This is a genomic window from Cryocola sp. 340MFSha3.1 (assembly GCF_000383315.1).
In the GTDB taxonomy this organism is placed as follows: domain Bacteria; phylum Actinomycetota; class Actinomycetes; order Actinomycetales; family Microbacteriaceae; genus Leifsonia.
Genome location: NZ_KB911088.1, coordinates 987979 through 1013245 on the forward strand (window position 1 = coordinate 987979; position 25267 = coordinate 1013245).

Here is a 25267-nt window from a genome sequence, read left to right on the forward strand (position 1 = left end):
GGCCGGGGAACGCCGTCCGTTGGACAGATCCGTATGACTGCCACTTCGACGACTCCGGCGCGCATTGCGCCGAAATTCCCGTGGACCGGGCTGATCGCCCTGGCCACCGCCACCTTCCTCTCGGTGACCAGCGAGATGATCCCGACCGGCCTGCTGCCGGACATGAGCGCCTCCCTCGGAGTGAGCGAGGCCCAGATCGGGTTGCTCGTGACGGTGTTCGCGTTCACCGTGGTGGTCACCAGCGCCCCGTTGACGGCGCTGACCCGGCGCTGGCCGCGGCACGGCCTGCTGATCGGCATCCTGGTCGTGCTCGGCATCTCGAACGCGCTCACCGCCATCGCGCCCGACTACGCGTTCGTGGTCGGCTCGCGCGTGCTCGGCGGTGTGGCGCACGGGATGTTCTGGTCGATCGTCGGCGCATACGCCGGCCACCTGGTGCCCAAGGAGCAGATCGGCCGGGCCGTCTCCATCACCCTCGGTGGCGGGACGCTGGCGTTCGTGCTCGGTGTGCCGCTCGGCACGTTCGCCGGGCACGTCTTCGGCTGGCGGCTGTCGTTCGGGCTGCTCGCCGCCCTCATGATGGTCGGCGCCCTGGTCATCTGGAAGTTCCTGCCGGCGGTCGAGCGGGAGGCGGACGGCAAGCGGCGGCGCGAGCGCGATCGCACGGTTCCCCGACCGCGCGACCGCACCATCCCGCTGGTCATCATGGTCTGCGTGATCGCGGCCGTCACGATGGTCGGGCACTACGCGTTCTACACGTTCGTGGTGCCGTTCCTGACCGGGCCGATGGGCGTTCCGTCGGGCGACGTCGGTGCGCTGCTGTTCCTCTATGGGATCGCCGGTGCGGGCGGCCTGATCCTCGCCGGTTCGGTGTTCGGTCCGCGGCCGCAGCTGGGGCTCATCCTCGCGCTCGTCGTGACCGGGATCGCCGTGGCGGCGCTCGCCGTGCTCGCCGGCCAGATCGTGCTGGCATTGATCGCGTTCATCCTGTGGGGGCTCGCCTTCGGCGCGCTCCCGCCGCTGCTCCAGACGCGGATGCTGCACACGTCGTCCCCGGCGTTCCGCGACACCGCGAGCGCGCTGTACACGACGTCCTTCAACGTCGGGATCGGCGGGGGAGCGCTCGTCGGGGCGGTCATCTACGACGCGGGCGGCCTGATGGTGCTGCCGTGGGCGTACGTGGGTCTGCTGGTGGTGTCGGTGGCGCTCGTGCTGGTGGTCGGCCGGATGTCGCGGACGGTCGTCGCGACGCACTAACCGCGGCTGTGGGACGCAACGCGCCGTTCTGGGCCGCCCATAACGGCGGGTTGCGACCCATGGATCAGGCGACGGGAGCGCCCGCCGCCCACACCTGGCGGACACGGAAGTCCGCGTCCAGCAACACGGCGTCGGCCGCGTAGCCCGGGGCCAGACGGCCGAGGTCGTGAGTGCGCCCGACGGCTGCGGCCGGCGTCTCGGTGAGCGCGCGCACCGCCTCGGCGACCGGGATGCCGACCTCGAGCACCGCGCGCCGCAGAGCGTCGTCGAGGGTGAGCGTCGACCCGGCGATCGACCCTCCGCCGGCGAGCCGGGCGACACCGTCGCGCACCTCGACGTCCAGCGACCCGAGCACGTAGTCGCCGTCGGCGGAACCGGCGGCGGCCATCGCGTCGGTCACCAGGGCCATCCGGCCGGGGGCGGCGGCGAAGGCGATCCGGACCATCTCGGGATGGACGTGCACGCCGTCGTTGACGATCTCGAGCGTCACCCCCGGGGTGCGGGCGGCCGCGGCGACCGGTCCGGGCGCGCGGTGGTGAAGTCCCGGCATGGCGTTGAACGCGTGCGTGAGGATGCTCGCGCCCGCGTCGAAGGCGGCCAGCGCCTGGTCGTAGTCGGCGGCGGTGTGACCGACGGCGACGGCCGCGCCGGCGGCGGAGAAGGCGCGCACCGCGTCCATCCCGCCGGGACGTTCGGGCGCGATGGTGACCTGTCGCAGGGTGCCGGCGGCGGCATCCACCAGCAGCTCGATGTCGGCCGGGGTCGCCGAGCGCAGCAGTGCCGGGTCGTGGGCGCCCTTGTGCCCGACGTCGAGGAACGGCCCCTCCAGGTGCGACCCGAGGATGCGCGGGTCGGCCGCAGTGAGCGCGGCCACCTCCCGCACCCGCCGGGCCAGCTCCGGTACCGGCGCCGTGACGAGCGACAGCACCGAGCGGGTGGTGCCGTGCCGCCGGTGCAGCTCCAGGGCCCGGTCGATCGCGTCGGGCCCGTCGTCGAAGCTCGCGCCCCCGCCGCCGTGGACGTGGATGTCGACGAAGCCGGCCGTGAGCCACGCCCCGCCCGCATCCGTCACAGTCACGCGATCGGTGCCGGCCACATCCACTACGCCCGGCTCATCGCGCCATGTCGCGCCGCTGCCGACCGCGGCGATCATGTCGCCGTCGAACCGTACCCAGCCGTCCTCGACGACCGTGCCGCCGTCCACCAGCCGCGCCGAGTGGATGAGATGGCCGTCGCTCACGCGACGATCACCTCGATGCCCTGCTCGACGAACGCGGCACGCTGCTCGGCGGTGATGCCCTCGTCGGTGATGAGGGTCGTCAACACCTTCGGACCGCCGAGGGTCGCGAACGCCTTGCGGCCGATCTTGGACGAGTCGGCCACCACGACGGCGCGGGTCGCCCGGCGCGCCATCAGTGAGTTGACGCTCGCCTCGCCTTCGTCGTGCACGGTGGCGCCGACCACCGGGTCGATGCCGTTGACGCCGATGAACGCGATGTCCATCGTGATCTTCTCCAGCACGACATCGCTGTACGGCCCGACGAGCTCGTACGAGCGCGCGTGCACGACGCCGCCGGTCATCACGGTCTTGATCTGGGGTCGCATCACCAGCTGTGCGGCGATGTTGATGGCGTTGGTCACAACGGTGAGGCTGGGATGCGGCGAGGGTTCCATGAGGTCCGGGCGCGACCCGAGCACGGTCGCGACGGCGGTGCTGGTCGTTCCGCCGCACAGGCCGACCACGGCGCCGCGAGGCACGAGGGCGCTCGCCGCCTGCGCGATCCGCAGCTTCTCAGGCGCGTGCTGCTCGCGCTTGTACCGGATGGGCAGGTCGTAGGCGACCGACTGGCCGATCGCTCCGCCGCGGGTGCGGGTGAGCAGCTGCTGCGACGCCAGGGCGTCGAGGTCGCGGCGTGCGGTGGCCGCCGACACATCCAGCTTGGCCACGATGTCGTCGACCTCGATCTGGCCGGCCTCGGCCAGCAGGTCCAGCACGGCGTTCAGCCGTTCGGCTCTGTTCATCGCTGTGCGCTCTCCGTTCCGCCTGCCACATCGAACAGGGTCATCAGCCGTGCCGCCTCCCTGGTCACCGCGGCGCGTCCCTCCCGCACGTACTTCCTCGGGTCCACCACATCGGGATGCGCGCTGAGGTACGCCCGGATCGCGTCCGTGAAGAACCGGTTGAGGTGGGTGGAGACGTTGACCTTGGTGATCCCTGCGCGGATCGCCGTCTCGATCGTCTCATCCGCGACGCCGCTGGAGCCGTGCAGGACCAACGGAACCGGCACGGCGTGTCGCAGCCGGGCGATCAGGTCGAGGTCGAGGGAGGCGGTCCGCTCGGTCATGGCGTGCGAGCTGCCGACCGCGACGGCGAGGGCGTCGACGCCGGTCTCCTCGACGAAACGGCGGGCCTCGTCCGGGTCGGTCCGGACGCCGGGTGCATGCGCGCCGTCCTTCCCGCCGATCTCGCCCAGCTCCGCCTCCACCAGCACGTCGTTGGCGTGGGCGTGCTCGACGACGCGCACGGTGGCAGCGACGTTGCGGTCGTAGTCGAGCGCGGCGCCGTCGTACATGACCGAGCCGAAGCCCAGTTCGACCGCCTGCCGCGCGAGCTGCTCGTCCTCGGCGTGGTCGAGGTGCACGGCGACGTGCGCCGTCGACTCCCGGGCCAGTGCGAGGGTCGCCGACGCGATGGGGTCGAGCGAGCCGTGGTACGCGACACAGTTCTGCGAGATCTGCAGGATGACGGGGAGCCCGGTCTGCTCGGCCGCGTCGACGAGGGCCTCAGCGGTCTCCAGCTGGATGACGTTGAACGCGGCCAGGCCCGTGCGGCGGCCGACGGCCGCGTGCAGCAGGTCGGCGGTGGGGACGAGGGGCATGGCGGCGGCTCCGGGCGAGGGTGGATGGGCGAAGGGCGGATGGGATGGGATGGATCGGCCGGCTCAGCCGGTCTCGATCCGCTCCTCGAACTCCCGGAAGCCGGGGGCGAGCTCGCCGGCGAGGGGCGCGAGCACTGCGGCGGCCGACCAGGCGGTGGCGCGCCGGACGAGCGTCGACGGGTCGGTGACGCCGACGGCGAGCAGGCTCGCGATCGCGGCGACGGCCGCATCCCCCGCACCGGTGGCGTTGCCGGTCAGCGGCGAGCCGAGCCGCGCGTGGACGGGTGCGCCGTCGCGCGGCACCGCGAGCATCCCCTCGGCGCCGAGCGACACCACCACCAGGCCTGCGCCGGCGTCGAGGAGCACGCGAGCGCCGGCCACGGGGTCGTCGTGGCCGGTCGTCTCCGTCAGCTCACGGCGGTTGGGCTTCACGACGGAGACCCCGGCTTCGGCCGCGAGCACCAGCGGCGTACCGACGGCGTCGATCACACTCGGCAGACCGCGGGAAGCGGCCGCAGCGACGACGCGCGCGTAGACGTCGTCCGGAGCGTCGGGCGGCAGGCTGCCCGAGCCGACGACGCAGGTCGCTGGCACGACGAGCCGGTCGACGGCGTCGTGCAGGGCCGTCCACTCGGCCGCGCTGAGGGTGCTGCCCGTCTCGTTGATGACCGTCGTCTCGCCGGTGGACTCGTCGACGACGGCGACGCTGCTGCGGGTCGGCGCCTCGACCGGCACCAGCTCCGAGGGCAGGTGGGAGGCCTCGAGGTCGTCCGCGAGCCGCAGCCCGGGCGGACCGCCGGCGGTGGTGAGGATGAAGGCCGCGGTCCCGGTCTGGGCGAGCACCCGAGCGACGTTGAGACCCTTGCCGCCCGCCCGCACGGCGGGGGCTGCCGCGCGATGCGTCTCGCCCGGTTGCAGCCGGGGCACGCGGTAGGTGAGATCCAGGGCCGGGTTCGGCGTGACGGTGAGGATCACGACGCCACCTCGGCGGTGGACGCGGCCGACGCCACCGACGTCGAGGCGGACCCGGCCAGCCGGTCGCGTGCCCGCAGGGCCGCCCCGATCAACCCCGCGTTCTCGCCGATGCTCGCCGGCAGCAGTACCGGACGCCGGTGGAAGGTGAGGATGGCGTCCAGCTTCTCCGCGAGCGGCTCGAACAGCGCGGGGCCGGCCTGCGCCAGTCCGCCGCCGATCACCACGGCCTCGGGCGCCAGCAGCGCGACGGTGTGTGAGAGGTCGAGCGCGAGCGCATCCACCGCCGAATCCCACACGCCCCGAGCGGTCTCGTCTCCCGCCTGCGCCAGCGCGAGCACCTCCCGCGCTCCCGGGACGCCCGCCCCGGTGAGCGCGTTGTACCGGCGCGCGATGGCTGCGGCCGAGGCGACCGCCTCCAGGCAGCCGATGCCGCCGCAGGCGCACAGGGGCCCGTCGGCGACCCGGGAGTGCCCCATCTCGCCGGCCATGCCGCCACCCGTGTGCAGGCGGCCGTCGAGGAAGATCGCCCCGGCGATCCCCGTGCCGATCGCCATGACGACGACGTCGCGGTAGGGTGCGGCGGCACCGAGGCGGTGCTCGGCCTCTCCCGCCCCGCGCACGTCGTGACTGAACGCCACCGGGACGCCGAGTGCGGCCTCCGCCCGGTCGCGGAAGGGGAAGTCGCGCCAGCCCAGGTTCTCGGCGAAGACACCGATCCCGGCGTCGTCGTCCACGTGCCCGGGCACCAGCAGCCCGGCCGCGCGCGGCGCGATGCCGGGGTGCTCCTCCCGGAACCGCTCGGCGAGACCGGCGATCGCGGTCACCACGGCGTCGCCGGTCGCGTCGCCCGCATGCGGGGTCGGGATGCGCACCACCTGCACCAGCCGGCCGCGGTCGTCCACGAGCGCGGCCTTGGTGTCGGTCCCTCCGACGTCGAACGCCAGCACCGGTGCGCCGTCTCCCAGCGGAGCGGCGGCCGGTGGCGGGGTCAGGGGGTCTCCGGTCACGAGGGGAGGATGACCGATCGGCTGAGGTTGCGGGGGCTGTCGGGGTCGAGGCCGGCGCGGCGGGCGCGCGCGAGAGCGACCCGCTGTGCGCGCACCAGGTCGGCCATCCCGTCGATCGGGCGGTCTTCGAAGCGCGCCCCGGTGACGGCGAGGTCGCCGGAGAGCCCTGCGGGCACCTCGCCCAGCATCCAGGTGACCCGGCCGGGAGCGGCGATCGCGATCGGACCGTGGCGGTACTCCTTGGCGGGATACGACTCCGTCCACGACTGCGACGCCTCGCGCATCTTGAGCGCGGCCTCGTGCGCGAGCCCGACCGTCCACCCGGCGCCGAGGAACGAGTACTGGTCGGCGGTGATGAGCTCGTCGTCCAGCTCCTCCTCGATGGCTGCGGCGGCCTGGTCGATCGCGGGGGAGAGGTCGTGGCCGAGGGAGGCACGGACGAGGGCGAGCGCAGTGGTCGCGAACCGCGTCTGCACGACGGACTGCTCGTCGGCGAACGGGAGCCGGATGGCGACGTCCACGAGGCTCACGAGCGGGGTGTCCGGGTCGCCGACGATCCCCACGGTGCGCGCGCGGTTGCCCGAAGATCGGAGGCCGTCGAGCAACTCGAGCACCTCGGTCGTCGTCCCGGAGCGCGTGATGGCGACGACCGCGTCGTAGTCGCGGTCGACGAACGCCTCGGAGGCGGCGAACGCGTCGGTGACACCGTGCCCGGCGCTCTCGCGCAGCACCGCGTACGACTGCGCCATGAACCAGGAGGTCCCGCAGCCGACGACGGCGATGCGCTCACCGGCGGCGGGGAGCAGCGACTGCTCCTCGCGCAGACCGGCCGCGGTCGCCCAGGTCTCCGGCTGCGACCGCAGCTCGGCCTCCATGTGGGCTCCGGCGGTGGGTGCGTGCGTCACTGATCGCTCCTGTTCTGCGCTTCTCGCGGCTGAGTGCGTGGATGTCTCGTCACAATGATCACTGATGATCGAACACTATGTCTAGTGATCATGTTCAATCGTTTCTCCCGGATCCCTTGGTCGTGTCGAGTCGTCCTGTAAACGCCGTGTAACGATCTTGCGCATTGTCCTTGACGCGGAGAACCGAACGCGCCATGATTTCGATCATCCATTGAGTGCAAGTGCTTGTTTCAAGCAGAAACAAATCACTAAGCATCAACAGCTACGCATCGTCGCGCAGGTTCCATCGGCAGTGACGGTTCGCGTTTTCCCTTCAAGAAGTGAGGAAGTCAATGAAGAAGTCACTGCGGTGGGGAGCGGCGGTCGCAACAGCGGCGGTCGCCACCATGACGCTCGCCTCCTGCGGCTTCAGCGGCGGGTCCGGAGGCTCGTCCGGCGGCGCGCAGACGCTCGACCTGATGGTCGCCAGCTACTCGGACAACACCAAGACCGAGTGGCAGCAGATCATCAAGGACTTCGAGGCGAAGAACAGCGACATCAAGGTCAACCTCGACGTCGAATCCTGGACCGACATCAACAACGTCATCAAGACGCGGATCCAGGCGCAGAAGCAGCCCGACATCCTGAACATCGACGCGTTCGCCGGCTTCGCGGCCGACGACCTGCTCTACCCGGCGAAGGACATCGTCTCCTCCGCCACGCTCGACGACTTCCAGGACGCCTTCAAGAAGAACGCGAGCATCGACGGCACGCAGTACGGTCTCCCGTTCATCGCATCCGCCCGCGCGCTGTTCTACAACAAGGACGACTTCTCCAAGGCCGGCATCTCGGCCCCGCCGAAGACCTGGGCCGAGTTCGAGGACGCCGCCGCCAAGCTGAAGGCCGCCGGGATCACCCCGTACGGCATGCCGCTCGGCAGCGAGGAGGCGCAGGCGGAGACCGCCATCTGGTTCTACGGAGCCGGCGGCGGATACGGCGACGCCAAGAAGCTGACCATCGACAGCTCGGAGAACGTCGAAGGCGCCACCGAGATGCAGAAGATCATCACGCAGGGCTACACGGAGGCGAACCCCGGTTCGACCAACCGCACCCCGCTCCTGAACGTCTTCATCCAGGGCCAGCTCGGCATGCAGGTCGGCCTGCCGCCGACAGTCGGGCAGATCAAGGACAAGAACCCGTCGCTGCAGTACGGCATCGCGCCGATCCCGACCAAGGACGGCTCGCCGTTCACCCTGGGCGTCGCGGACCACCTGATGGCGTTCAAGAACAAGACGGACAAGACGGCGTCGATCAAGAAGTTCCTCGACTACTTCTACTCGAAGGACGTCTACACGAAGTGGGTCTCGGCCGAAGGCTTCCTGCCGACGACCAAGTCCGGCGCCGACGCGATGGGCTCCGACGAGACCATCAAGCCGTTCCTCGACCTGCTGCCGAACGCGAAGTTCTACCCGTCCACCAACCCGAACTGGTCGGCCGCGCAGGGCGCGATCCAGAGCCAGATCGGTCAGCTCGGTCAGGGCGCCAAGCCCGAAGACCTGCTGAAGTCCATCCAGGCGAAGGCCGACGGCCAGTAACCCGGATGACCAGCACCGCTGAAGCGACCCGCGCGGGGGCGGCCACCGGCCGTCCCCGCCGCGGGGCGTCCCCCAAGCCCACCGGCGGGGCGTCCGACCTGTGGCACGCCGTGCCGTGGACGCTGCCCGCCCTCATCCTGATCTTCGGCGTCGTGCTGTTCCCGGCCGGCTACATGATCTACAACTCCACCCGGAAGATCTCCATCGCCGGCGTGGACCACGGATCGGTCGGCCTGAAGAACTACGTCACGGTGCTGTCGCGGCCGGAGCTCCCCGGCATCCTGCTCAATACCCTGGTCTGGGTGGTCTCGGTCGTCGTCATCACCGTGGTGATCTCGCTCGCCCTCGCCCAGTTCCTCGACAAGAACTTCCCCGGCCGGCGCTGGGTGCGGATGGCGATCATCGTCCCCTGGGCGGCCAGCGTCGTGATGACCACGACCGTGTTCGTCTACGGCCTCGACCCCTTCTACGGGATCATCAACAAGTTCCTGGTCGACATCCATGTGCTCGCCGAGCCGTTCGGCTTCACCAAGGAGCCGATCCCCGCATTCATCTCGTCGATCGGCATCGCGGTGTTCGTCTCGCTGCCGTTCACGACCTACACGATCCTCGCCGGGCTCGCCGGCATCCCGGGCGACATGCTCGAGGCGGCGAAGATGGACGGCGCCGGAGCGTTCCGCTCGTACTTCAGCGTGACCCTCCCGAACCTGCGGAACGCCATCGCACTGGCCGCGCTGATCAACATCATCAACGTGTTCAACTCGCTGCCCATCCTGAAGCTGATGACCGGGTCCATCCCCGGTTACAAGGCGGACACGACGACCACCTACGTGTTCAAGCTGCTCCAGAACGAGCAGCGCATCGACCTGTCCAGCGCTCTCAGCGTGATCAACTTCCTGATCGTGCTCGTCGTCGTCGGTATCTACCTCTGGGTCGTCAAGCCGATGAAGGAGGTCTCGTGACCGCGCCAGCCCCCGTCGCGCTCGCCGGAGCGCCAACGCCGCGCCGCCGTCGCTCCCGGTCCGCCGGATCCTCCTGGCGCGTCGCCGGGAAGACCGTCGCCGGCATCGTGATCGCCCTGGTCTTCATCGCCCCGTACCTGATCATGCTGATCGGCTCGTTCAAGAGCCGGAACAACATCCTCGCCGTCCCTCCGACCTATCTGCCCGAGCAGTGGCATCCCGAGAACTACCTCACGATGTGGTCGACGCCGGAGACGCCGCTGCCGTACAACCTCATCTCCACGATCGTGATCTCCGTGTTCGCGACGGTGCTGGTGCTGGTGGTGTGCGTCCCCGCCGCCTATTACACGGCGCGGTTCCGGTTCCCGGGGCGCGGGATCTTCCTGTTCCTCGTCATCGTGACGCAGATGCTCCAGCCGACGGTGCTGGCGACGGGTCTCTTCAAAGAGATGGTGGCGCTCGGGATCAACGACACCTGGCTGGCGATGATCCTCGTCAACGCGGCGTTCAACCTCGCGTTCGCGATCTGGATCATGCACAGCTTCTTCGCGGGAGTGCCGAAGGAGGTCGACGAGGCCGCCCAGCTGGACGGTGCGGGAAAGTGGACCGTGCTGTTCCGCGTCCAGCTTCCGCTCGTCTGGCCCGGTATCGTCACGGCGATCATCTACACCTTCGTCGCGTCGTGGAACGAGTTCGCGGCGAGCCTCGTCATCCTGTCGACGGATGCGAACCAGCCGCTCTCGGTCGCGCTCACCAAGTTCGTCGGCCAGTACGACGCCGCGTGGCAGTACGTGTTCGCGGTGTCGGTGGTGGCCGTGATCCCGGTGGTCATCCTGTTCATGCTCATCGAGAAGCGCCTCGTCGGCGGACTCACCGCGGGCAGCGTGAAGTAGGGCTCACCCCGACCCGGCGGGAGGCGCCGCGCGCGTGGCGCGATGCGGTGGCCTCCCGTCGTATGAGGACTCTCTCAGGCCGCCTCAACCGGCTGCCGGAGGACCGTTTCCGGCGGGTACCATCCCAAAGGGCGATTCCCCGACGGGGATCGGATGGCGACGGACGGGACGATGACAGCGGGCACCACGAGCACCAGGCGACCGGAGCTGCCCGGCCGCCCGATGGCGGTACCGCGGCGGCTGCGCTTCGCCGGCCGCGAGGTGCCCTGGTGGGCGGCGGTGCTGGTGCTCTACGCCGTCTCGCGGCTGCTCACGACTACGCTCATGCTGGCGCTGTTCGTCACCGCCAACGTCGCGCACTGGGACTACGCCAGCCCGCGGATGAACCCGACCTTCTTCACGTTCTCGGGCTCGTGGGACGGCTCGTACTACAGCCAGATCGTGGAGCAGGGATACCCCACACGCCTTCCGCTCGACAGCGACGGCTCCGTGCAGCAGAACCCGTGGGCGTTCCTGCCCCTGTTCCCGATGGTCGTGCGCGTCGTGATGCTCCTCACCGGGCTGAGCTTCTATCCCGCCGGGTTCGCCGTCGCGATCGTTTTCGGGGCCGCCGCCAGCGTCGTGCTGTTCCGGCTGGTCGCGGCGCGGGCAGGAGTCTCGAGCGCGTTCTGGGCGACCGCGTTCTTCTGCTTCGGCCCGCTCTCCTTCGTTCTGCAGATCGCGTACGCCGAGAGCATGTTCTTCTTCCTGATGTTCGCGGCGCTGCTGACCATGATCCAGCGGCGGTACTGGCTGATGCTGCCGTTCGCGGTCGCCGCGGCGTTCACCCGCCCGGGGGCGCTCGCCCTGCCGCTCGCCCTCGCGATCGTGCTCGTCGTCCGGATGGTGCGGGCCCGGCGCGGCACGGACGCGTTCCTGCCGCGGGAGCGCTTCACGATGCTGCTGACCGGCGGGCTGATGGCGCTGGCCGGTCTCGCGTGGCCGATCATCGCGGCCGCCGTGACGGGGACGGGCGACGCGTACGTCAGCACCGAGCTCTCGTGGTGGACCGGCTTCATCGGCAAGGTGGCGTTCATCCCGCTGACCCCGTGGTTCCTGCTCAGCTGGAAGTACCTCAGCATCCTAGGCGCGCTGATCGTGCTCGCGATCGTCGCCGGGTTCGCGTGGGTGGTGACGCGGCCGTCGGTCCGGGCGCTCGGGACGGAGACCGTCGCGTACGCGGTCAGTTACGGGCTGTACCTGTTCGCGGTGTTCCTGCCGCAGCAGAGCACGTTCCGGTTGCTGCTGCCGCTCGCACCCCTCGCGGGAGCGCGCGGCCTCACGCGTCATCGGAAGGCGCGGAAGGCGGTACTCATCGCGGGCATCGCCCTGCAGCCGGTGGCGATCGTGCTGCTGTGGTTCATCGGATACCCGTGACCTCTCGCCACGGCACCTCGGGCACACGCCGGTAGCGGGTGCCCGCGGCATCCCAGTGCTCGGCGAGCTCGGCCACGCGCCCGGTGAAGTCGTCGAGGTCGCGTGTCGCCTCGACGGGCTCGGTGTCGGCGGGCGCGCGTGACCAGCCCACCTCGGCGACTGCCGCGAGTCGGGGGAGGACCATCTCCTCCACCTCCTCGATGGAGGTGACCGTCTCGGTCCACAGGGCGGCCTCGACGCCCAGGATGTGCGCATCCCCGACGCCCGGGATGACGCGAGCCGGGTCCCACACGAACGCGTCGCGCAGAGTGGTCGGCTTGCCGGTCCAGTCCTGGCCGATCGGGTCGCCCTCCGCGTAGACGATGTCGAGGTAGGCGGCGTCCGACGGCGAGAGGATGAGGGACCCGCCGCCGCGGACGAAGGTGACCGCGTACTCGGCCGAGCGCTCGCGCGGCGTGGTGAAGTCCCAGTACTGCCCGACGGTCCCGGCCGGCAGGTCGCCCGCCTTGCCCATCTCGTGCCAGCCGACGGCCGTCTTTCCGTTCTCGGCGACCACCCGGGCGGCCTCCTCCACGAACGCGACGAAGTCGGCCGGCGACGTGCTCAGGCACTCGTCGCCGCCGAGGTGCAGCAGAGGTCCCGGCGTGAGCGCGGCCACCTCGCGGACGACGTCGCGCACGAAGCGGCGGGTCACCGCATCCCCCGTCTGAAGCGTGCTGAAGCCCACGTCGGACCCGGTGTAGAGCGGACGCGCGACCCCGTCCGGATTCAGTTCGGGATACGACGCGAGCGCCGCGTTCGTGTGGCCCGGCATGTCCAGCTCCGGGACCACGGTGATGTGCCGCTCGGCTGCATAGGCGACGAGATCGCGGAACTCCTCCTGCGTGTAGAACCCGCCGCGGCTGCCGTCGCTGCCGGTCGAGCCGCCGACGCGGGTCAGCTCCGGCCACGACTCGATGTGGATGCGCCAGCCCTGGTCGTCGGTCAGGTGCAGGTGCAGGTGGTTGACCTTGAGCAGGACGATCGCGTCGATGAACCGCTTCACCTCGGCCGGCGTGAAGAAGTGGCGCGCCACATCCAGCATCGCTCCGCGGTACGCGTACCGGGGATGGTCGTGGACGCGCACGGGCTCGATCGTCAGCGGGTCGCCGTCGCAGACCGCCGGAACCAGCTGGCGCAGCGTCTGCACGCCCCAGAACGCACCGGCCGGGGTGGCGGCGCCGATGCGCACGCCCTCCGCGGCGACCTCCAGTGTGTAGCCCTCCGCGCTGTCCGAACCGTCCTCGTGCGGACCCTCGCCCGGCGCGATCACCACGGCGATGTCGCCGAACGCGGGCGGCTCGTCCACGATCGCGAGATCGCGGGCGCAGTCGGCGGCCAGGGCGTCGCGGAGGAGCCGTGCGACGGCGTCCGCTCCGGGCCCGGCGACGCTGATGCGGGCGGTCGGCGCGAGCACGAAGGGCGAACCCTCCGACGGCTCGGCGGAGACAGGGCGGGGCACGACCACGGTGAGCTCCCTTGCGGGTCGGGGCAGAGCGGATGGGACCGACTCCGCCCGCCCCGCATGCGTCGGCCATCAGCGAGTATCGCAGGGCCTTCGGCGATGGGCAAGGGTTCCGCCCGGCCCCCGCTTTGCTATGCTTGGCCCGTCGCGACTGGCGCTCAGATGGTCACCATCGGGGAGCGACACGGAACCTCGAGAACACGGATGGATGCGGCCGCGCGCCTGGGTCGCTACGCAATGGTCCATCCCTGTACGAAGGAGCCGGCAATGACCGATACCCTCCCCTCGACGTTCACCGCCCCTCTGGCGGAGGTCGACCCCGAGATCGCGGAGGTGCTGCAGCTGGAGCTCGGCCGCCAGCGCGACTACCTCGAGATGATCGCCTCCGAGAACTTCGTGCCGCGCGCGGTGCTCGAAGCGGTCGGCTCCGTCCTCACGAACAAGTACGCGGAGGGCTACCCGGGTCGCCGCTACTACGGCGGCTGCGAGTACGTCGACATCGCCGAGCAGCTCGCGATCGACCGGGCGAAGGCCCTGTTCGGCGCCGAGTACGCCAACGTCCAGCCGCACTCCGGCGCGTCGGCCAACGCGGCCGTACTCTCCGCCATCGCGACGCCCGGCGACACCATCCTGGGCCTGGAGCTCGCCCACGGCGGTCACCTGACCCACGGGATGAAGCTCAACTTCTCGGGCAAGCTCTACAACGCCGTGTCGTACGGCGTCGACCCCGAGACGTTCCTCGTCGACATGAACGTCGTGCGCGACAAGGCGCTCGAGCACAAGCCGCAGGTCATCATCGCCGGCTGGTCGGCCTACCCGCGTCAGCTCGACTTCGCGGCGTTCCGTGAGATCGCCGACGAGGTCGGAGCGAAGCTGTGGGTGGACATGGCGCACTTCGCCGGTCTCGTGGCCGCTGGGCTGCATCCCTCGCCCGTGCCCTTCGCCGACGTGGTCAGCTCGACCGTCCACAAGACCATCGGCGGCCCCCGCTCCGGCTTCATCGTGAGCCGTGACACCGAGCTCGCCAAGAAGCTCAACTCCAACGTGTTCCCGGGCCAGCAAGGCGGACCGCTCATGCACGTGATCGCCGCCAAGGCGACCGCGTTCAAGCTCGCGGCGACGGAGGAGTTCACGGACCGCCAGGAGCGGACCATCCGCGGCGCGAAGCTGCTCGCCGAGCGCCTGACCGCCGACGACTCCCGCGCTGCCGGTGTGGACGTGCTCACGGGCGGAACCGACGTGCACCTCGTGCTCGCCGACTTGCGCACGTCGGAGCTCGACGGCCAGCAGGCAGAGGACGTGCTGCACGAGGTCGGCATCACCGTGAACCGCAACGCCGTGCCGTTCGACCCGCGCCCGCCGATGGTGACCTCCGGTCTCCGGATCGGCACCCCGGCGCTCGCGACCCGCGGCTTCGGCGACACCGAGTTCACCGAGGTGGCCGACATCATCGCGCTCGCCCTGCGTCCGGGTGCGGACACCCGCGCGCTGCGTGCCCGCGTCGACGCGCTGACCGCGGCCTTCCCGCTCTACCCGGGCCTGACGCCGTCCGGCGCCGAGGCCGTTCAGGTCGAGCTCCCCTCCTCCATCTGACCCACCCCCCGTCGAGTACACGAACTTTGCACGTTCGCGAGGCGTTCGCCGTGCAGTTTTCGTGTACTCGACGGTGGAAACGCAAGGAGACAACGTGACCGCACAGATTCTGGACGGGAAGGCGACCGCCGCCGCGATCAAGGCGGAGCTGAAGGAGCGCGTCAGCGCGCTGCGTGAGGAGGGCATCGTCCCGGGGCTCGGCACCATCCTCGTCGGTGACGACCCGGGGTCGCAGTGGTACGTCGCGGGCAAGCACCGCGACTGCGCCGAGGTCGGCATCGCCTCCATCCGCCGCGACCTGCCCGCCGACATCTCGCAGGCCGAGCTCGAGGCCGTGGTCGAGGAGCTCAACGGCGACCCCGACTGCACCGGCTTCATCGTGCAGCTGCCGCTGCCGGGCCACCTCGACACCGACGCCATCCTCGAGCTCGTCGACCCGGCGAAGGATGCGGACGGCCTGCACCCGACGAACCTCGGCCGCCTGGTCCTCAACGTCAACCGGCCGATCACGTCGCCTCTGCCGTGCACGCCGCGGGGCGTGATCGAGCTGATGCTGCGGCACGGCATCGACATCCGCGGCAAGGATGTCGTGGTCGTCGGTCGCGGAGTCACGGTCGGGCGCTCGATCGGCGCCCTGCTGACCCGCCGCGAGTACAACGCGACCGTCACGCTCACCCACACCGGCACCCACGATCTCGACGCTCACCTCCGACGCGCCGACATCATCGTGGCCGCCGCCGGTGTCGCCGGGCTGGTCACCGCCGCGAACGTCAAGCCCGGCGCGATCGTGCTCGACGTGGGCGTGAGCCGCGTGGAGGACCCGGTGACCGGCAAGAGCGTCGTCGCGGGCGATGTGGCTCCGGATGTGGCCGAGGTCGCCTCCTGGGTCTCCCCGAACCCGGGCGGAGTCGGCCCGATGACGCGCGCGCTGCTGCTGCAGAACGTCGTCGAGTCGGCGGAGCGGGAGCTGCTGTGACCGACGCGTCGCGCGAGCGGACGCATCCTGCTGTCGAGCGCGTCGAGGCGGCGCTGCTCGCGGCGGGGGTCGAGCCGCGGGTCCGCTGGTTCGAGTCGGCGACGCCGACCGCGGCGTCTGCCGCCGCCGAGCTCGGGGTCGAGGTGGGGGCGATCGCGAACTCGCTCGTCTTCACCATCGACGGCGAGCCCCTTCTCGTGATGACCTCCGGCGCCCACCGCGTCGACACCGCGTTCCTCGGCGAGCGGCTCGGCGGCCGCATCCGCCGCGCCGACGCCGACACCGTCAAGGCGGCGACCGGGCAGACGATCGGCGGCGTCGCACCCGTCGGTCACCCGCAGCGCCTGCGAACCGTGGTGGATGTGGCGCTCGCCGGCTACCCGGAGGTCTGGGCGGCCGCAGGTCACGCCCACACCGTGTTCCCCACCACGTTTGACGAGCTGGTGCGCCTCACGGGCGGCGAGCCGCACCCCGTCGAGCCGACCAGCGTCGAGCCGACTCCGTCCGCAGACTGACCCGCGTCCGTCCGACGGCAGACGCGTGGGCGGGCGTTGCGGGGATAGCGTCGGCCGCATGCCTCATCCTCGGCGTCACCGACGGATCACGCGCCTGCTTGTCGCGGGTGGAGTGCTCGCCCTCCTGCTCGCGGCTTATCTCGCCGTGATGGCGGTCGGTGGGGCTTGGAAGAATCCGTGCTCCCGCTATGGACCCGCTCCGGAAGGCGCGCTGATCTCCGAGCGGAGCGACGTCGTCACCGAGCATCGCTCGTTCTGGCCGATCGGCAGCGTCTGCGACTGGCAACGGGCCGACGGCCGCGGCACGATCCGCAGCGACAACGGCAGCATCCCCCTGTCCGCGCTTACCTACGCCCTCGCCGCCACCGGCGTCGCCCTCCTCGCCACCGCCGCACGCCGCCCCTCCTAAACCCCCGGCCCCACCGTCGAGTCCACAAACTTTGCACACGACGCGCCGCCGGAGCGTGCAAAGATTGCGGACTCGACGGTGGGCGGAGGAGGCGGGGGAGCGGGTCAGCAGTCGACGACGACGATGAAGCGCTTCGTGACGACGCGCTCGCCGGGCGTGCCACGGAGTTCGCCGAGGGCCGCGAGCACGCGGTCGAGGATGCGCGGGCGCAGCGGCAGCGGTGCCTCGTTCGGCTGGTCCACCGTCCCCGCCGGATAGTCCACGCCCGGCTCCGTGGACATCTCGATGTGCGCGCCGCGCAGCTCGCGCACGGGCGCGGGCGGGTCGTCGCGGAAGCGGATCAGCCGCTCGATTGTCGCCCGGTACTGGCCGAGGTCGCGCACATACAGCCGGGCGGGGAGGACGGTGTCGCCGGTGAACAGGATGCCCGTCTGTCGGTCGAAGAACACCACGGCGGAGGGTTCGTGCCCCGGCCCGCCGATGACGTCGATCACCCGGCGGCCCAGATCGTACGTGACGGCCGCGTCCGGCCAGGTCGGGAAACCGAAGAAGCCGATCACCTCGGCCGGGCTGGTGCCGACGACCGTCGTGCCCGGCCGATCCCGCAGCAGCGCGTCACCCGCGATGTGGTCGCCGTGCGCGTGCGAGTGCGCGACGACGAGGGGATAGGGCCGCACGAACACGACCGGGTTGCGCCGCAGCCAGTCGGCGATCAGGCCTTCGACCGTCGCTCGCAGTGGGAACACCGCCTCATCGGAGGTCGCGCCGGTGTCGATCAGGAGGGCCCGCTCACGCCCGAACAGCAGGTAGAGGAACGGCGCCTCCCAGTGCGACGTCTTGGGCTGCCGCACCTGGACGGTGTCCGCGTCGAGCCACACGACGACCGGATCGTTCACTCCCTGTCCACTCACGCGTCACAGTGTGACACCGCAGGGTGACCGGGAGGTGAACCGCTCGAACCGGCCGAACAGGCCGCCCGCTCAGCTCTCGCGCCGAGCACCCTCCGACGCCTGCACCGTGAAGAGGTCCGGCTGGCCGAACCCGTGCTCGGCGAACGCGCCGTCCAGCGCGACGAGCACGCGGCTGAGCGCGTCCGTCGGCACGAGGGCGATGGCCGAGCCGCCGAAGCCGCCGCCGGTCATCCGCGCGCCGATCGCGCCGTTCGCCTGCGCCGTCTCCACGGCGAGGTCGAGCTCGGGCACCGAGATCTCGAAGTCGTCGCGCATCGATACGTGGGACGCGTCGAGCAGCTCGCCGATCGCGGCCGGCCCCTGCTCGCGGAGGGTGCGCACGGTGTCGAGGACCCGCTGGTCCTCCGTGACGACGTGACGGACGCGGCGGAAAGTCACGTCGTCCATGAGCTCGCGCGCGCGGTCGAGGTCGCCGACCGACACATCCCGCAGCGCTTCGACGCCCAGGATGCGCGCGCCCTCTTCGCACGAGGCGCGGCGCTCGGCGTACCCGCCGGTGGCGTGGGAGTGCGTCACACCCGTGTCGATGATGAGGATCTCGAGCCCGGCAGCCTCGAGCCCCAGCGGCACGACCTCGGAGTCGAGCGACCGGCAGTCGAGGAAGACGGCCGCGTCGCGCTCGCCGAGGAGGGACGCGGACTGGTCCATGATGCCCGTCGGCGCGCCGACCGCGACGTTCTCGGCGCGCTGGCCGACCCGGGCGAGGGTGCGGCGGTCGAATCCGAGACGCCACAGGTCGTTGAGCGCCACGGCAACGGCGCCCTCGATCGCCGCGGAGGACGACAGGCCGGCGCCGACGGGCACATTCGAGTCGAGCAGGATGTCGACGCCCGGCACGGCGGCGAGGTCGGCGCCGAACTGGCCGAGCGCCCAGGCGACGCCCAGCGGGTACGCCGACCAGCCGGAGAGCACCTCGGGCGCCAGCTCGTCGAGCGAGATCTCGACCACCTCGTCCGCGAAGGTGCTCCCGACGCGGATGACGCGGTCGTCACGCGCCCCGACCGCGGCGACGGTGCGCCGGTTGATCGCGAACGGCAGGACGAATCCCAGGTTGTAGTCGGTGTGCTCGCCGATCAGGTTGACCCGGCCGGGCGCCGACCAGACGCCGTCGGGTTCGCGGCCGAACACCTCGGCGAAGTCGTCGCGGACGCCCGTGCGCAGGTCGGTCATCGGTCAGCCTCTCGGTCGGAAGTGGATGCGGTGCCCGCCGGAGCCGCGACGGGCTCGGTGACGAGCCCGGTCACGGAGACCGGCAGTTCGCCGACCGGGTTGTCGCGGTCGGCGCGGGCGACGGCCTCGCGGAGCGCAGCGGCCGCCTGCTCGGGCGGGATGTCGCCCACCCAGGCGCCCATGGCCGACTCCGAGCCGGCCAGGAACTTCAGCTTATCCGCGCCGCGGCGGGGCGAGGTCAGCTGCAGCATGAGGCGGATCTCGTCCCGGCGAACGCCGACGGGAGCCTGGTGCCACGCGGCGATGTACGGCGTGGGGGAGTCGTAGAGCGCATCCACCCCGCGCAGCACTCGAAGGTAGAGCGTGGCCAGCTCGTCCCGCTCGGCGGCGTTGGTCTCGGAGATGTCGGCGACGTGGCGGTGCGGGAGGACGTGGATCTCGATCGGCCAGCGCGCGGCGAACGGCACGTATGCCGTCCAGTGCTCTCCGGCGAGGACGACGCGCTCGCTGGTGCGCTCCCGCTCCAGGATGTCGGCGAACAGCGTCGGTCCGTACGCGTCGAGCGAGCGGATGAGCGCGGAGGTGCGCGGCGTGATGTACGGGTAGGCGTAGATTTGTCCGTGCGGGTGGTGCAGCGTGACGCCGATCGCCTCGCCGCGGTTCTCGAACGGGAACACCTGACGGACGCCGGGCAGGGCGGAGAGTTCGGTGGTGCGGTCCGCCCACGCCTCGATGACGGTGCGTGCGCGCGACGGGCTGAGGCTTCCGAAGGATCCGGTGGTGGCCGGGCTGAAGCAGACGACCTCGCACCGGCCGACGGACGTTCGGGTGCGCCCCAGACCGACCTGGGCCAGGTCGTCGATCCCCTCGGGGGCGTTGTCGTCGACGAGCAGCGGCCCGAAGGAGGGCGACTTGTTCTCGAACACGGCGACGTCGTAGAGGTCGGGGATCTCGGACGGGTTCGTCGGTGTCGCGGGAGCGAGCGGATCGAGCTCGGCGGGTGGGAGCATCACCCGGTTCTGGCGCGCTGCGGCGATGGAGACCCATTCCCCGGTGAGCGGGTCCTGCCGCATCGTCGCGGTGGCCGGTCGGGGTGCCGGCTCCCGCAGATCGGGCTTGCGCTCCGGGCCGAGCGTCGTGTCGGCGTCGTCGTAATAGATGAGGTCACGTCCGTCGGAGAGACGGGTGGGACGCTTCGTGATCGAGGCCATGCCATCCTTTCGATTGCGAAAGCGAGGATACCGCTTCTGCTTTCGTATTGACAAGCAATCGCAAGCGCTCCAGCATGGGCGTATGAGCGAAGCCCTCCCCGCGGCGCTGCGGCGCGAACGGATGCTCGAGCTGATCGGGCGCGCCGGCTTCGCCCGGGTGTCCGACCTGAGCGAGGCGTTCCAGGTCTCCGACGTCACCGTCCGCAGCGACCTGGATGCGCTCGACCGCGAGCAGAGCATCCGGCGCGTCCACGGCGGGGCTGTGCTCCGAACAGCAGGGATGCGGGAGCCGAGCTTCGAGGAGGCCCTGGAGTCGTCGGCAGAGGAGAAGCGCCGGATCGGGCTGGCTGCGGCGGCGATGGTCTCCTCCGGCAGCAGCGTGCTGCTCGACGTCGGAACGACCCCCGCCGCCATCGCCCGCGCCCTCGTCGAGCGGGACGACCTGGAGAACGTGACGGTCATCACGAACGGCCTGACCATCGCGCTCGAGCTGGAACGCGCCATCCCGCGGTTCGAGGTCGTCGTCACCGGCGGCACCCTGCGGCCGCTGCAGCACTCCCTCGTCGAACCGCTCGCCGCCGTGCTCCTGGGCCGTGTGCACGCCGACATCGCCTTCATCGGCTGCACGGGCGTGCATCCCACCGGCGGCATCACCAACGTGAACCTGCCCGAGGCCGACCTCAAGCGCGTCATGGTCGGTTCCGCCGAGCGTGCGATCGTGGTGGCCGACGGCAGCAAGCTCGGCCGCACGCATCTCGGCCGGATCGCCGCGGTGGATGAGGTGGCTGAGCTGGTCACCGGCGAGTCGGCTGCACCGGAGGCGGTGGCGGCCCTGCGGGACGCGGGGCTGCCGGTGGTCGTCGCCTGAGGCCTAATCTGTTGCCATGCGACCCGCCACCGGTGAACAGTACGAACTCGATTTCGGCGACCTGAGCGCCACCATCGTGCAGGTGGGAGCCGGCATCCGCTCGCTGCGCTTCGCCGAATCCGACCTGACCGAGCCTTACCCTTCGGGGGAGCAGCCGCCCTCGGCGTGCGGGATCGTGCTCGTCCCCTGGCCCAACCGGGTCGCGGACGGCCGGTGGGAGTTCGACGGGGAGCCGCGGCAGCTCGACCTGACCGAACCGGCGAAGCGGAACGCCATCCACGGCCTGCTGCGGCGCCGCCCGTACGAGCTGGTCGAGCAGTCCGACTCGATGGTCACGCAGGCCGCGACCGTCTATCCCGAGCCCGGGTACCCGTTCCTTCTCGACACCACGGTGACCCACGAACTGCACACCGAGGGGTTGCAGGTCACCCACACCATCAGCAATGCCGGCGAGACGGCGGCGCCGGTGGCCGTCGGCGCGCACCCCTACCTCCGCATCGCGGACGTTCCGCCGGAGCAGTTGACCGTCACCGTGGCGGCGCGCACCCGGTTCGAGACGGACGACCGAAGCAACGTCACCGGCGAGTCGCCGGTCGCGGGAACGTCGTTCGACCTCTCGGCGGGTCGCCGGGTCAGCGAGCTGCAGCTCGACACCGGCTTCGCCGACCTGCCCGACGGGCCGGTGGAGCACATCCTCGCCGCCGATGACGGCCGTCAAGTCGTGCTCTGGGCCGATGAGGCGTTCCGTTACGTGCAGGTGTTCACGCACCGGTCGTTCGCGACGAAGCCCGGGGGAGTGGCGCTCGCGATCGAGCCGATGACCGCCCCGGCGAACGCCCTCAACTCGGGCCGCGGTCTGCGCTGGCTGGAGCCGGGCGAGACCTGGTCGGTGAGCTGGGGCGTCCGCCCGGAAGGATTCGGCGGCGAGGCCTACCTGGCCAGCTGGGGGTAGAGCACGCGCACGTCCTCGTGGAGGTGCGACTTGACCTGCTGCGCGACCTCTCCGACGATCGCCTCCGCTCCACCCTCCTGCACGGTGTCGAGGGCCTCGTCGGCGACCTGACGCGGCGGGACCTTCACGCCGGTCGCGTCCGCCGCCATCTCGGTGTCGACGTAACCGACGTGGACGCCGACGACCTGGATGCCCGCCGGCGCGAGCTCCACGCGGCTCGAGTTGCTTGCCGACCACAGGGCGGCCTTCGTCGCGCTGTAGGAGCCGAAGGCGAGCCAGCTGAGGGCGGAGTGCATGTTCACGATGGCGCCGCCGCCGTTGGCCTCGAGGACGGGGGCGAAGGCGCGCGTGACGAGCACCGGTCCCCAGAAGTTGGTGTCGAACTCGCGGTGGATTTCGTCGAGGTCGCCGGTGACGAGCGACTCGTTGACGGCGATGCCCGCGTTGTTGACGAGGATCGTGACGTCGCTCGCGACCTCGGCCGCCCGGCGGATGCTGTCCGCATCGGTCACATCGAGGGCGAGGGGGACGACGCGCGGGTCGTCGCTCGTGACGGTCTCGGGGCGGCGGGCGGCGGCGTAGACCTTCGTCGCGCCGCGCTCGAGGAGCGCTGCGACGAAGGCGGCACCGAGGCCGCGATTGGCGCCGGTGACGAGGGCGACGCGGCCGGTGATGTCGGTCATGAGGGGGTCCTTCCGAAGGTAAACCGATCTGTGTACTCGCAATGTACACAGATCGGTTTACTTTTTGCAAGCGCCTGACTAGGATCGAGGCATGTCCACAGCCACCGCCCCCGCCCGGCCGAAGCCGCGGGATCGCGTGCTCGCGGCCGCCGCACGTCTGTTCGTGCGCGAGGGTGTCAACGCGGTCGGCGTCGACCGGCTCGCCCAGGAGGCCGAGGTCTCGAAGCGCTCGATCTACCAGCACTTCGACGGCAAGGATGCGATCGTCGCGACCATGCTCCAGGAGTACGGGCCGCGTGTCGTCACGGGATACTTCGACGCCGACGAGGGTGCCGCCCCACGGGACCGCGTGCTCCACGTCTTCGACGCCCTGCACGCCGCCGCAGAGGCCAGCGACTTCTACGGCTGCCCCTTCGTCAACGTTGCGACCGAGCTGCGCGACCGCGAGCATCCCGCCGCCGTGGTCGCCCGCGGGTTCAAGGACGAGCTGACCGCCTACTTCGAGCGCCAGGCCGCGGCCGCCGGAGCAGCTGACCCCCGCACCCTCGCCATCCAGCTGACCCTGCTGTTCGACGGAGCTTCGGCGAGTGCCGCCATGCGCGGCGGCACGCCCGACGCGGCCCGCCTCGCCGCCGCCCAGCTCTTCGACGCCGCGACTGCCTGACCTGCGCACATTCGTGCCGAATGTGCGTTCTGGCGCCGCCAAAACGCACATTCGGCACGAATGTCGCGAGCTAGGGCGCGATCGACAGGAAGATGAACGCCGCGAACAGCACCAGGTGGATGCCGCCCTGCAGCCGCACCGCGCGTCCCTGCACGATGGTGAGGATGCTGACGAGCACCGTCAGCACCAGCAGCACGATCTGACTCGACCCGAGTCCGAGGTGCAGTGCGCCCGGCAGCCAGATCGACGCGACCGCGATCGCCGGGATGGTGAGCCCGATGCTCGCCATCGCCGAGCCGAGCGCCAGATTGAGGCTCGTCTGCGTGCGGTTGCGCGATGCCGCCTTGGCTGCTGCGATTCCCTCCGGCAGCAGCACGAGCAGCGCGATGACGACGCCCACGAACGACTGCGGCAGCCCGATCCCGGTCACCGCCCGCTCGATCGGTGTCGACTCCAGCTTGGCCAATCCGACGACCGCGACCAGGGACACGAGCAGAAGCCCGAGGCTGGTCAGGGCCGCGCGCTTGGTCGGCGCTTCGGCGTGGTCGTCCTCGGTCAGGGGCTTGCCCTTTCTGCCCACCGGGAGGAAGAAGTCGCGATGCGCCACCGTCTGGGTGAAGACGAACATCCCGTACAGGGCGAGGGAGGCGATCGCCGCGAACACCAGCTGCGGTCCGGAGAACACCGGGCCGGGCGCCGACGTGAAGCTCGGCAGCACCATCGTCAGGGTGGCGAGCGCGGTGACCGTCGCGAGTGCCGCTCCACTGCCCTGCGCGTTGAAGGCGGTGGACTCGCGGCGGGATGCGCTGAGCAGCAGCGAGAGGCCGACGATGCCGTTCATCGTGATCATCACGGCCGAGAAGACGGTGTCGCGCGCGAGCTCGGGGGAGTCCTTGCCCGTGGTCATGAGCGTCACGATCAAGGCCACCTCGATGATGGTGACCGCGACGGCGAGGACGAGCGAACCGAACGGCTCCCCGACCCGGTGGGCCACCACCTCCGCGTGCTGGACGGCCGCCAGCACCGTCCCGGCCAGGACGACGGCGATCACGATGACGGCGATCGTGTTCAGCTCCACCGCCCAGAACGCCACCAGGACCACGACGCCGATCACCGGCACCCCGATCGTCCACCATCGTGCGAGCCAGGTGCCGAGCGCTTTCATGCATCCATCCTGCCAGGCCGCCCTCCGAGGGCTTCGGGCAGGTTCCGTCGCCGTCGTCCGGCGGGTCCCGCGGGTTCGGCCGCCGAGGACCGGTTGGATGGGCCCATGACCGGGACTCCGACCCTCCGCGCGCTCTCCGCGAGCGCCGTCGCCTTCACGTTCGCCGTCCTCCTGGCGGGATGCGTCTCGCCGAGTCCGTCGCCGACCGGATCGCCCTCCGCATCGACGACGTCCACGCCGAGGCCGACCCCCACTTCCACGGCGACCTCGACGCCGATCGACGGCCAGTGCGACACGGGAGACCTCTCCGGGACCATCGCACAGGGTGGCGGCGGCGCGGCCGGCAGCGTGGAGGTGACCCTCGTGCTCACGAACAATGGTTCCAGCGAATGCTCTCTGCAGGGCTGGCCGGGGGTGTCGTTCGTCGGCGATGGAAACGGCACGCAGCTGGGTGCCGCGGCCGAGTTCGACCGCAGTACACCGCATCCGACCGTCATGCTCAAGGCAGGCGGGACCGCCCAGGCGCCGCTGCGCATCACCCAGGCACTGAACTACCCCGAGGCGGACTGCGCTCCGAAGCAGGCCGACGGCTTCCGGGTCTACCCGCCCGGGTCGACCGAGTCGCTGTTCGTGAAGAATGCGGGCGTGACGGCGTGCACGAAGGATTCAGTATCGCTGCTCACCGTCGGCGCGCTGGTCGCCGGCAGCTGATCCGGCG

Annotated in this window: 25 protein-coding genes and 1 riboswitch; of the genes, 13 read left to right on the plus strand and 12 right to left on the minus strand. The window is 70.8% G+C overall.

The genetic code is table 11. From position 1 onward, the window contains the following. Window positions 1-33 precede the first annotated feature (33 nt). Window positions 34-1257: an MFS transporter gene (locus H284_RS0115810; RefSeq protein WP_020077001.1), complete on the plus strand. Its 1224-nt coding sequence runs from the start codon at window positions 34-36 to the stop codon at window positions 1255-1257. Between the two features lie 64 nt (window positions 1258-1321). Here H284_RS0115810 and nagA read toward each other — a convergent pair whose 3' ends face one another. The 6 genes from nagA to H284_RS0115840 form a co-directional block, all read right to left on the minus strand. After that, the gene (gene nagA, locus H284_RS0115815; protein WP_020077002.1) at window positions 1322-2497 is read right to left on the minus strand and encodes an N-acetylglucosamine-6-phosphate deacetylase; all 1176 of its coding nucleotides are present in this window, start codon (window positions 2495-2497) and stop codon (window positions 1322-1324) included. Further along, a complete protein-coding gene (locus H284_RS0115820; RefSeq protein ID WP_018191859.1) occupies window positions 2494-3279 on the minus strand; it encodes a DeoR/GlpR family DNA-binding transcription regulator in 786 nt (261 codons plus the stop codon). Before H284_RS0115820 ends, nagA begins: the two co-directional genes overlap by 4 nt. Beyond that, on the minus strand, window positions 3276-4136 hold the full coding sequence (locus H284_RS0115825) for a class II fructose-bisphosphate aldolase (RefSeq protein ID WP_020077003.1): 861 nt from the start codon (window positions 4134-4136) through the stop codon (window positions 3276-3278). The genes H284_RS0115820 and H284_RS0115825 overlap by 4 nt, the downstream gene beginning before the upstream one ends. A 63-nt stretch (window positions 4137-4199) precedes the next feature. After that, complete coding sequence (locus tag H284_RS0115830; protein ID WP_020077004.1) at window positions 4200-5111, minus strand: 1-phosphofructokinase family hexose kinase; 912 nt, start codon at window positions 5109-5111, stop codon at window positions 4200-4202. Next, window positions 5108-6118 carry an ROK family protein gene (locus H284_RS0115835; RefSeq protein WP_020077005.1) on the minus strand — a complete coding sequence of 337 codons (1011 nt, stop codon included), beginning with the start codon at window positions 6116-6118 and terminating at the stop codon, window positions 5108-5110. The genes H284_RS0115830 and H284_RS0115835 overlap by 4 nt, the downstream gene beginning before the upstream one ends. Then, on the minus strand, window positions 6115-6993 hold the full coding sequence (locus tag H284_RS0115840) for an SIS domain-containing protein (protein ID WP_039731513.1): 879 nt from the start codon (window positions 6991-6993) through the stop codon (window positions 6115-6117). Before H284_RS0115840 ends, H284_RS0115835 begins: the two co-directional genes overlap by 4 nt. Window positions 6994-7355: 362 nt before the next feature. Between H284_RS0115840 and H284_RS0115845 the strand changes: the two genes are divergently transcribed. From H284_RS0115845 to H284_RS0115860, 4 genes are all read left to right on the plus strand, one after another. Further along, a complete protein-coding gene (locus H284_RS0115845) occupies window positions 7356-8597 on the plus strand; it encodes an extracellular solute-binding protein (RefSeq protein ID WP_018191854.1) in 1242 nt (413 codons plus the stop codon). Between the two features lie 5 nt (window positions 8598-8602). Further along, window positions 8603-9559 (plus strand): carbohydrate ABC transporter permease, encoded by a 957-nt coding sequence (locus H284_RS0115850; RefSeq protein ID WP_018191853.1) that lies wholly within the window; start codon window positions 8603-8605, stop codon window positions 9557-9559. After that, the gene (locus H284_RS0115855) at window positions 9556-10452 is read left to right on the plus strand and encodes a carbohydrate ABC transporter permease (RefSeq protein ID WP_018191852.1); all 897 of its coding nucleotides are present in this window, start codon (window positions 9556-9558) and stop codon (window positions 10450-10452) included. Before H284_RS0115850 ends, H284_RS0115855 begins: the two co-directional genes overlap by 4 nt. A 153-nt stretch (window positions 10453-10605) precedes the next feature. Further along, entirely contained in the window at window positions 10606-11868 is a 1263-nt protein-coding gene (locus H284_RS0115860; RefSeq protein ID WP_231371258.1) for a glycosyltransferase family protein, read from the plus strand. Here the strand turns inward: H284_RS0115860 and H284_RS0115865 are convergent. Then, window positions 11852-13375 (minus strand): beta-N-acetylhexosaminidase, encoded by a 1524-nt coding sequence (locus H284_RS0115865; RefSeq protein WP_020077008.1) that lies wholly within the window; start codon window positions 13373-13375, stop codon window positions 11852-11854. The genes H284_RS0115860 and H284_RS0115865 overlap by 17 nt on opposite strands. Before the next feature lie 134 nt (window positions 13376-13509). Then, a riboswitch (ZMP/ZTP riboswitch) is annotated at window positions 13510-13607 on the plus strand. Window positions 13608-13639: 32 nt separating this feature from the next. Between H284_RS0115865 and glyA the strand changes: the two genes are divergently transcribed. The 4 genes from glyA (at window position 13640) to H284_RS0115885 (ending at window position 16865) form a co-directional block, all read left to right on the plus strand. Then, complete coding sequence (gene glyA, locus H284_RS20345; protein ID WP_020077009.1) at window positions 13640-14965, plus strand: serine hydroxymethyltransferase; 1326 nt, start codon at window positions 13640-13642, stop codon at window positions 14963-14965. 94 nt (window positions 14966-15059) lie between these two features. Further along, window positions 15060-15941, plus strand: coding sequence for a bifunctional methylenetetrahydrofolate dehydrogenase/methenyltetrahydrofolate cyclohydrolase (locus tag H284_RS0115875; protein WP_020077010.1), 882 nt, complete (start codon window positions 15060-15062; stop codon window positions 15939-15941). Next, a complete protein-coding gene (locus tag H284_RS0115880) occupies window positions 15938-16456 on the plus strand; it encodes a YbaK/EbsC family protein (RefSeq protein ID WP_020077011.1) in 519 nt (172 codons plus the stop codon). The genes H284_RS0115875 and H284_RS0115880 overlap by 4 nt, the downstream gene beginning before the upstream one ends. A 58-nt stretch (window positions 16457-16514) precedes the next feature. After that, window positions 16515-16865, plus strand: a complete 351-nt coding sequence (locus tag H284_RS0115885) for a hypothetical protein (protein WP_155885507.1) — start codon at window positions 16515-16517, stop codon at window positions 16863-16865. A gap of 104 nt (window positions 16866-16969) precedes the next feature. Here H284_RS0115885 and H284_RS0115890 read toward each other — a convergent pair whose 3' ends face one another. The 3 genes from H284_RS0115890 to galT form a co-directional block, all read right to left on the minus strand. Continuing rightward, window positions 16970-17776 carry an MBL fold metallo-hydrolase gene (locus H284_RS0115890; RefSeq protein WP_231371259.1) on the minus strand — a complete coding sequence of 269 codons (807 nt, stop codon included), beginning with the start codon at window positions 17774-17776 and terminating at the stop codon, window positions 16970-16972. A 69-nt stretch (window positions 17777-17845) separates the two neighbouring features. Continuing rightward, on the minus strand, window positions 17846-19006 hold the full coding sequence (gene galK, locus H284_RS0115895) for a galactokinase (RefSeq protein WP_020077014.1): 1161 nt from the start codon (window positions 19004-19006) through the stop codon (window positions 17846-17848). Next, a complete protein-coding gene (gene galT, locus H284_RS0115900; protein WP_020077015.1) occupies window positions 19003-20217 on the minus strand; it encodes a galactose-1-phosphate uridylyltransferase in 1215 nt (404 codons plus the stop codon). The genes galK and galT overlap by 4 nt, the downstream gene beginning before the upstream one ends. Window positions 20218-20299: 82 nt before the next feature. On the opposite strand from galT, the gene H284_RS0115905 reads away from it, so the two are divergent. Next, a complete protein-coding gene (locus tag H284_RS0115905; protein ID WP_020077016.1) occupies window positions 20300-21085 on the plus strand; it encodes a DeoR/GlpR family DNA-binding transcription regulator in 786 nt (261 codons plus the stop codon). A 16-nt stretch (window positions 21086-21101) separates the two neighbouring features. Further along, window positions 21102-22037, plus strand: coding sequence for an aldose 1-epimerase family protein (locus H284_RS0115910; RefSeq protein WP_020077017.1), 936 nt, complete (start codon window positions 21102-21104; stop codon window positions 22035-22037). Here the strand turns inward: H284_RS0115910 and H284_RS0115915 are convergent. After that, window positions 22016-22720 (minus strand): SDR family oxidoreductase, encoded by a 705-nt coding sequence (locus H284_RS0115915; RefSeq protein WP_020077018.1) that lies wholly within the window; start codon window positions 22718-22720, stop codon window positions 22016-22018. The genes H284_RS0115910 and H284_RS0115915 overlap by 22 nt on opposite strands. A 91-nt stretch (window positions 22721-22811) precedes the next feature. Here H284_RS0115915 and H284_RS0115920 point away from each other — a divergent pair, with 91 nt between their 5' ends. Next, the gene (locus H284_RS0115920; RefSeq protein ID WP_020077019.1) at window positions 22812-23384 is read left to right on the plus strand and encodes a TetR/AcrR family transcriptional regulator; all 573 of its coding nucleotides are present in this window, start codon (window positions 22812-22814) and stop codon (window positions 23382-23384) included. Between the two features lie 70 nt (window positions 23385-23454). Here H284_RS0115920 and H284_RS0115925 read toward each other — a convergent pair whose 3' ends face one another. Then, window positions 23455-24549, minus strand: a complete 1095-nt coding sequence (locus H284_RS0115925) for a calcium:cation antiporter (protein ID WP_020077020.1) — start codon at window positions 24547-24549, stop codon at window positions 23455-23457. 105 nt (window positions 24550-24654) lie between these two features. On the opposite strand from H284_RS0115925, the gene H284_RS0115930 reads away from it, so the two are divergent. Next, complete coding sequence (locus tag H284_RS0115930; protein WP_020077021.1) at window positions 24655-25260, plus strand: DUF4232 domain-containing protein; 606 nt, start codon at window positions 24655-24657, stop codon at window positions 25258-25260. Window positions 25261-25267 lie beyond the last annotated feature (7 nt).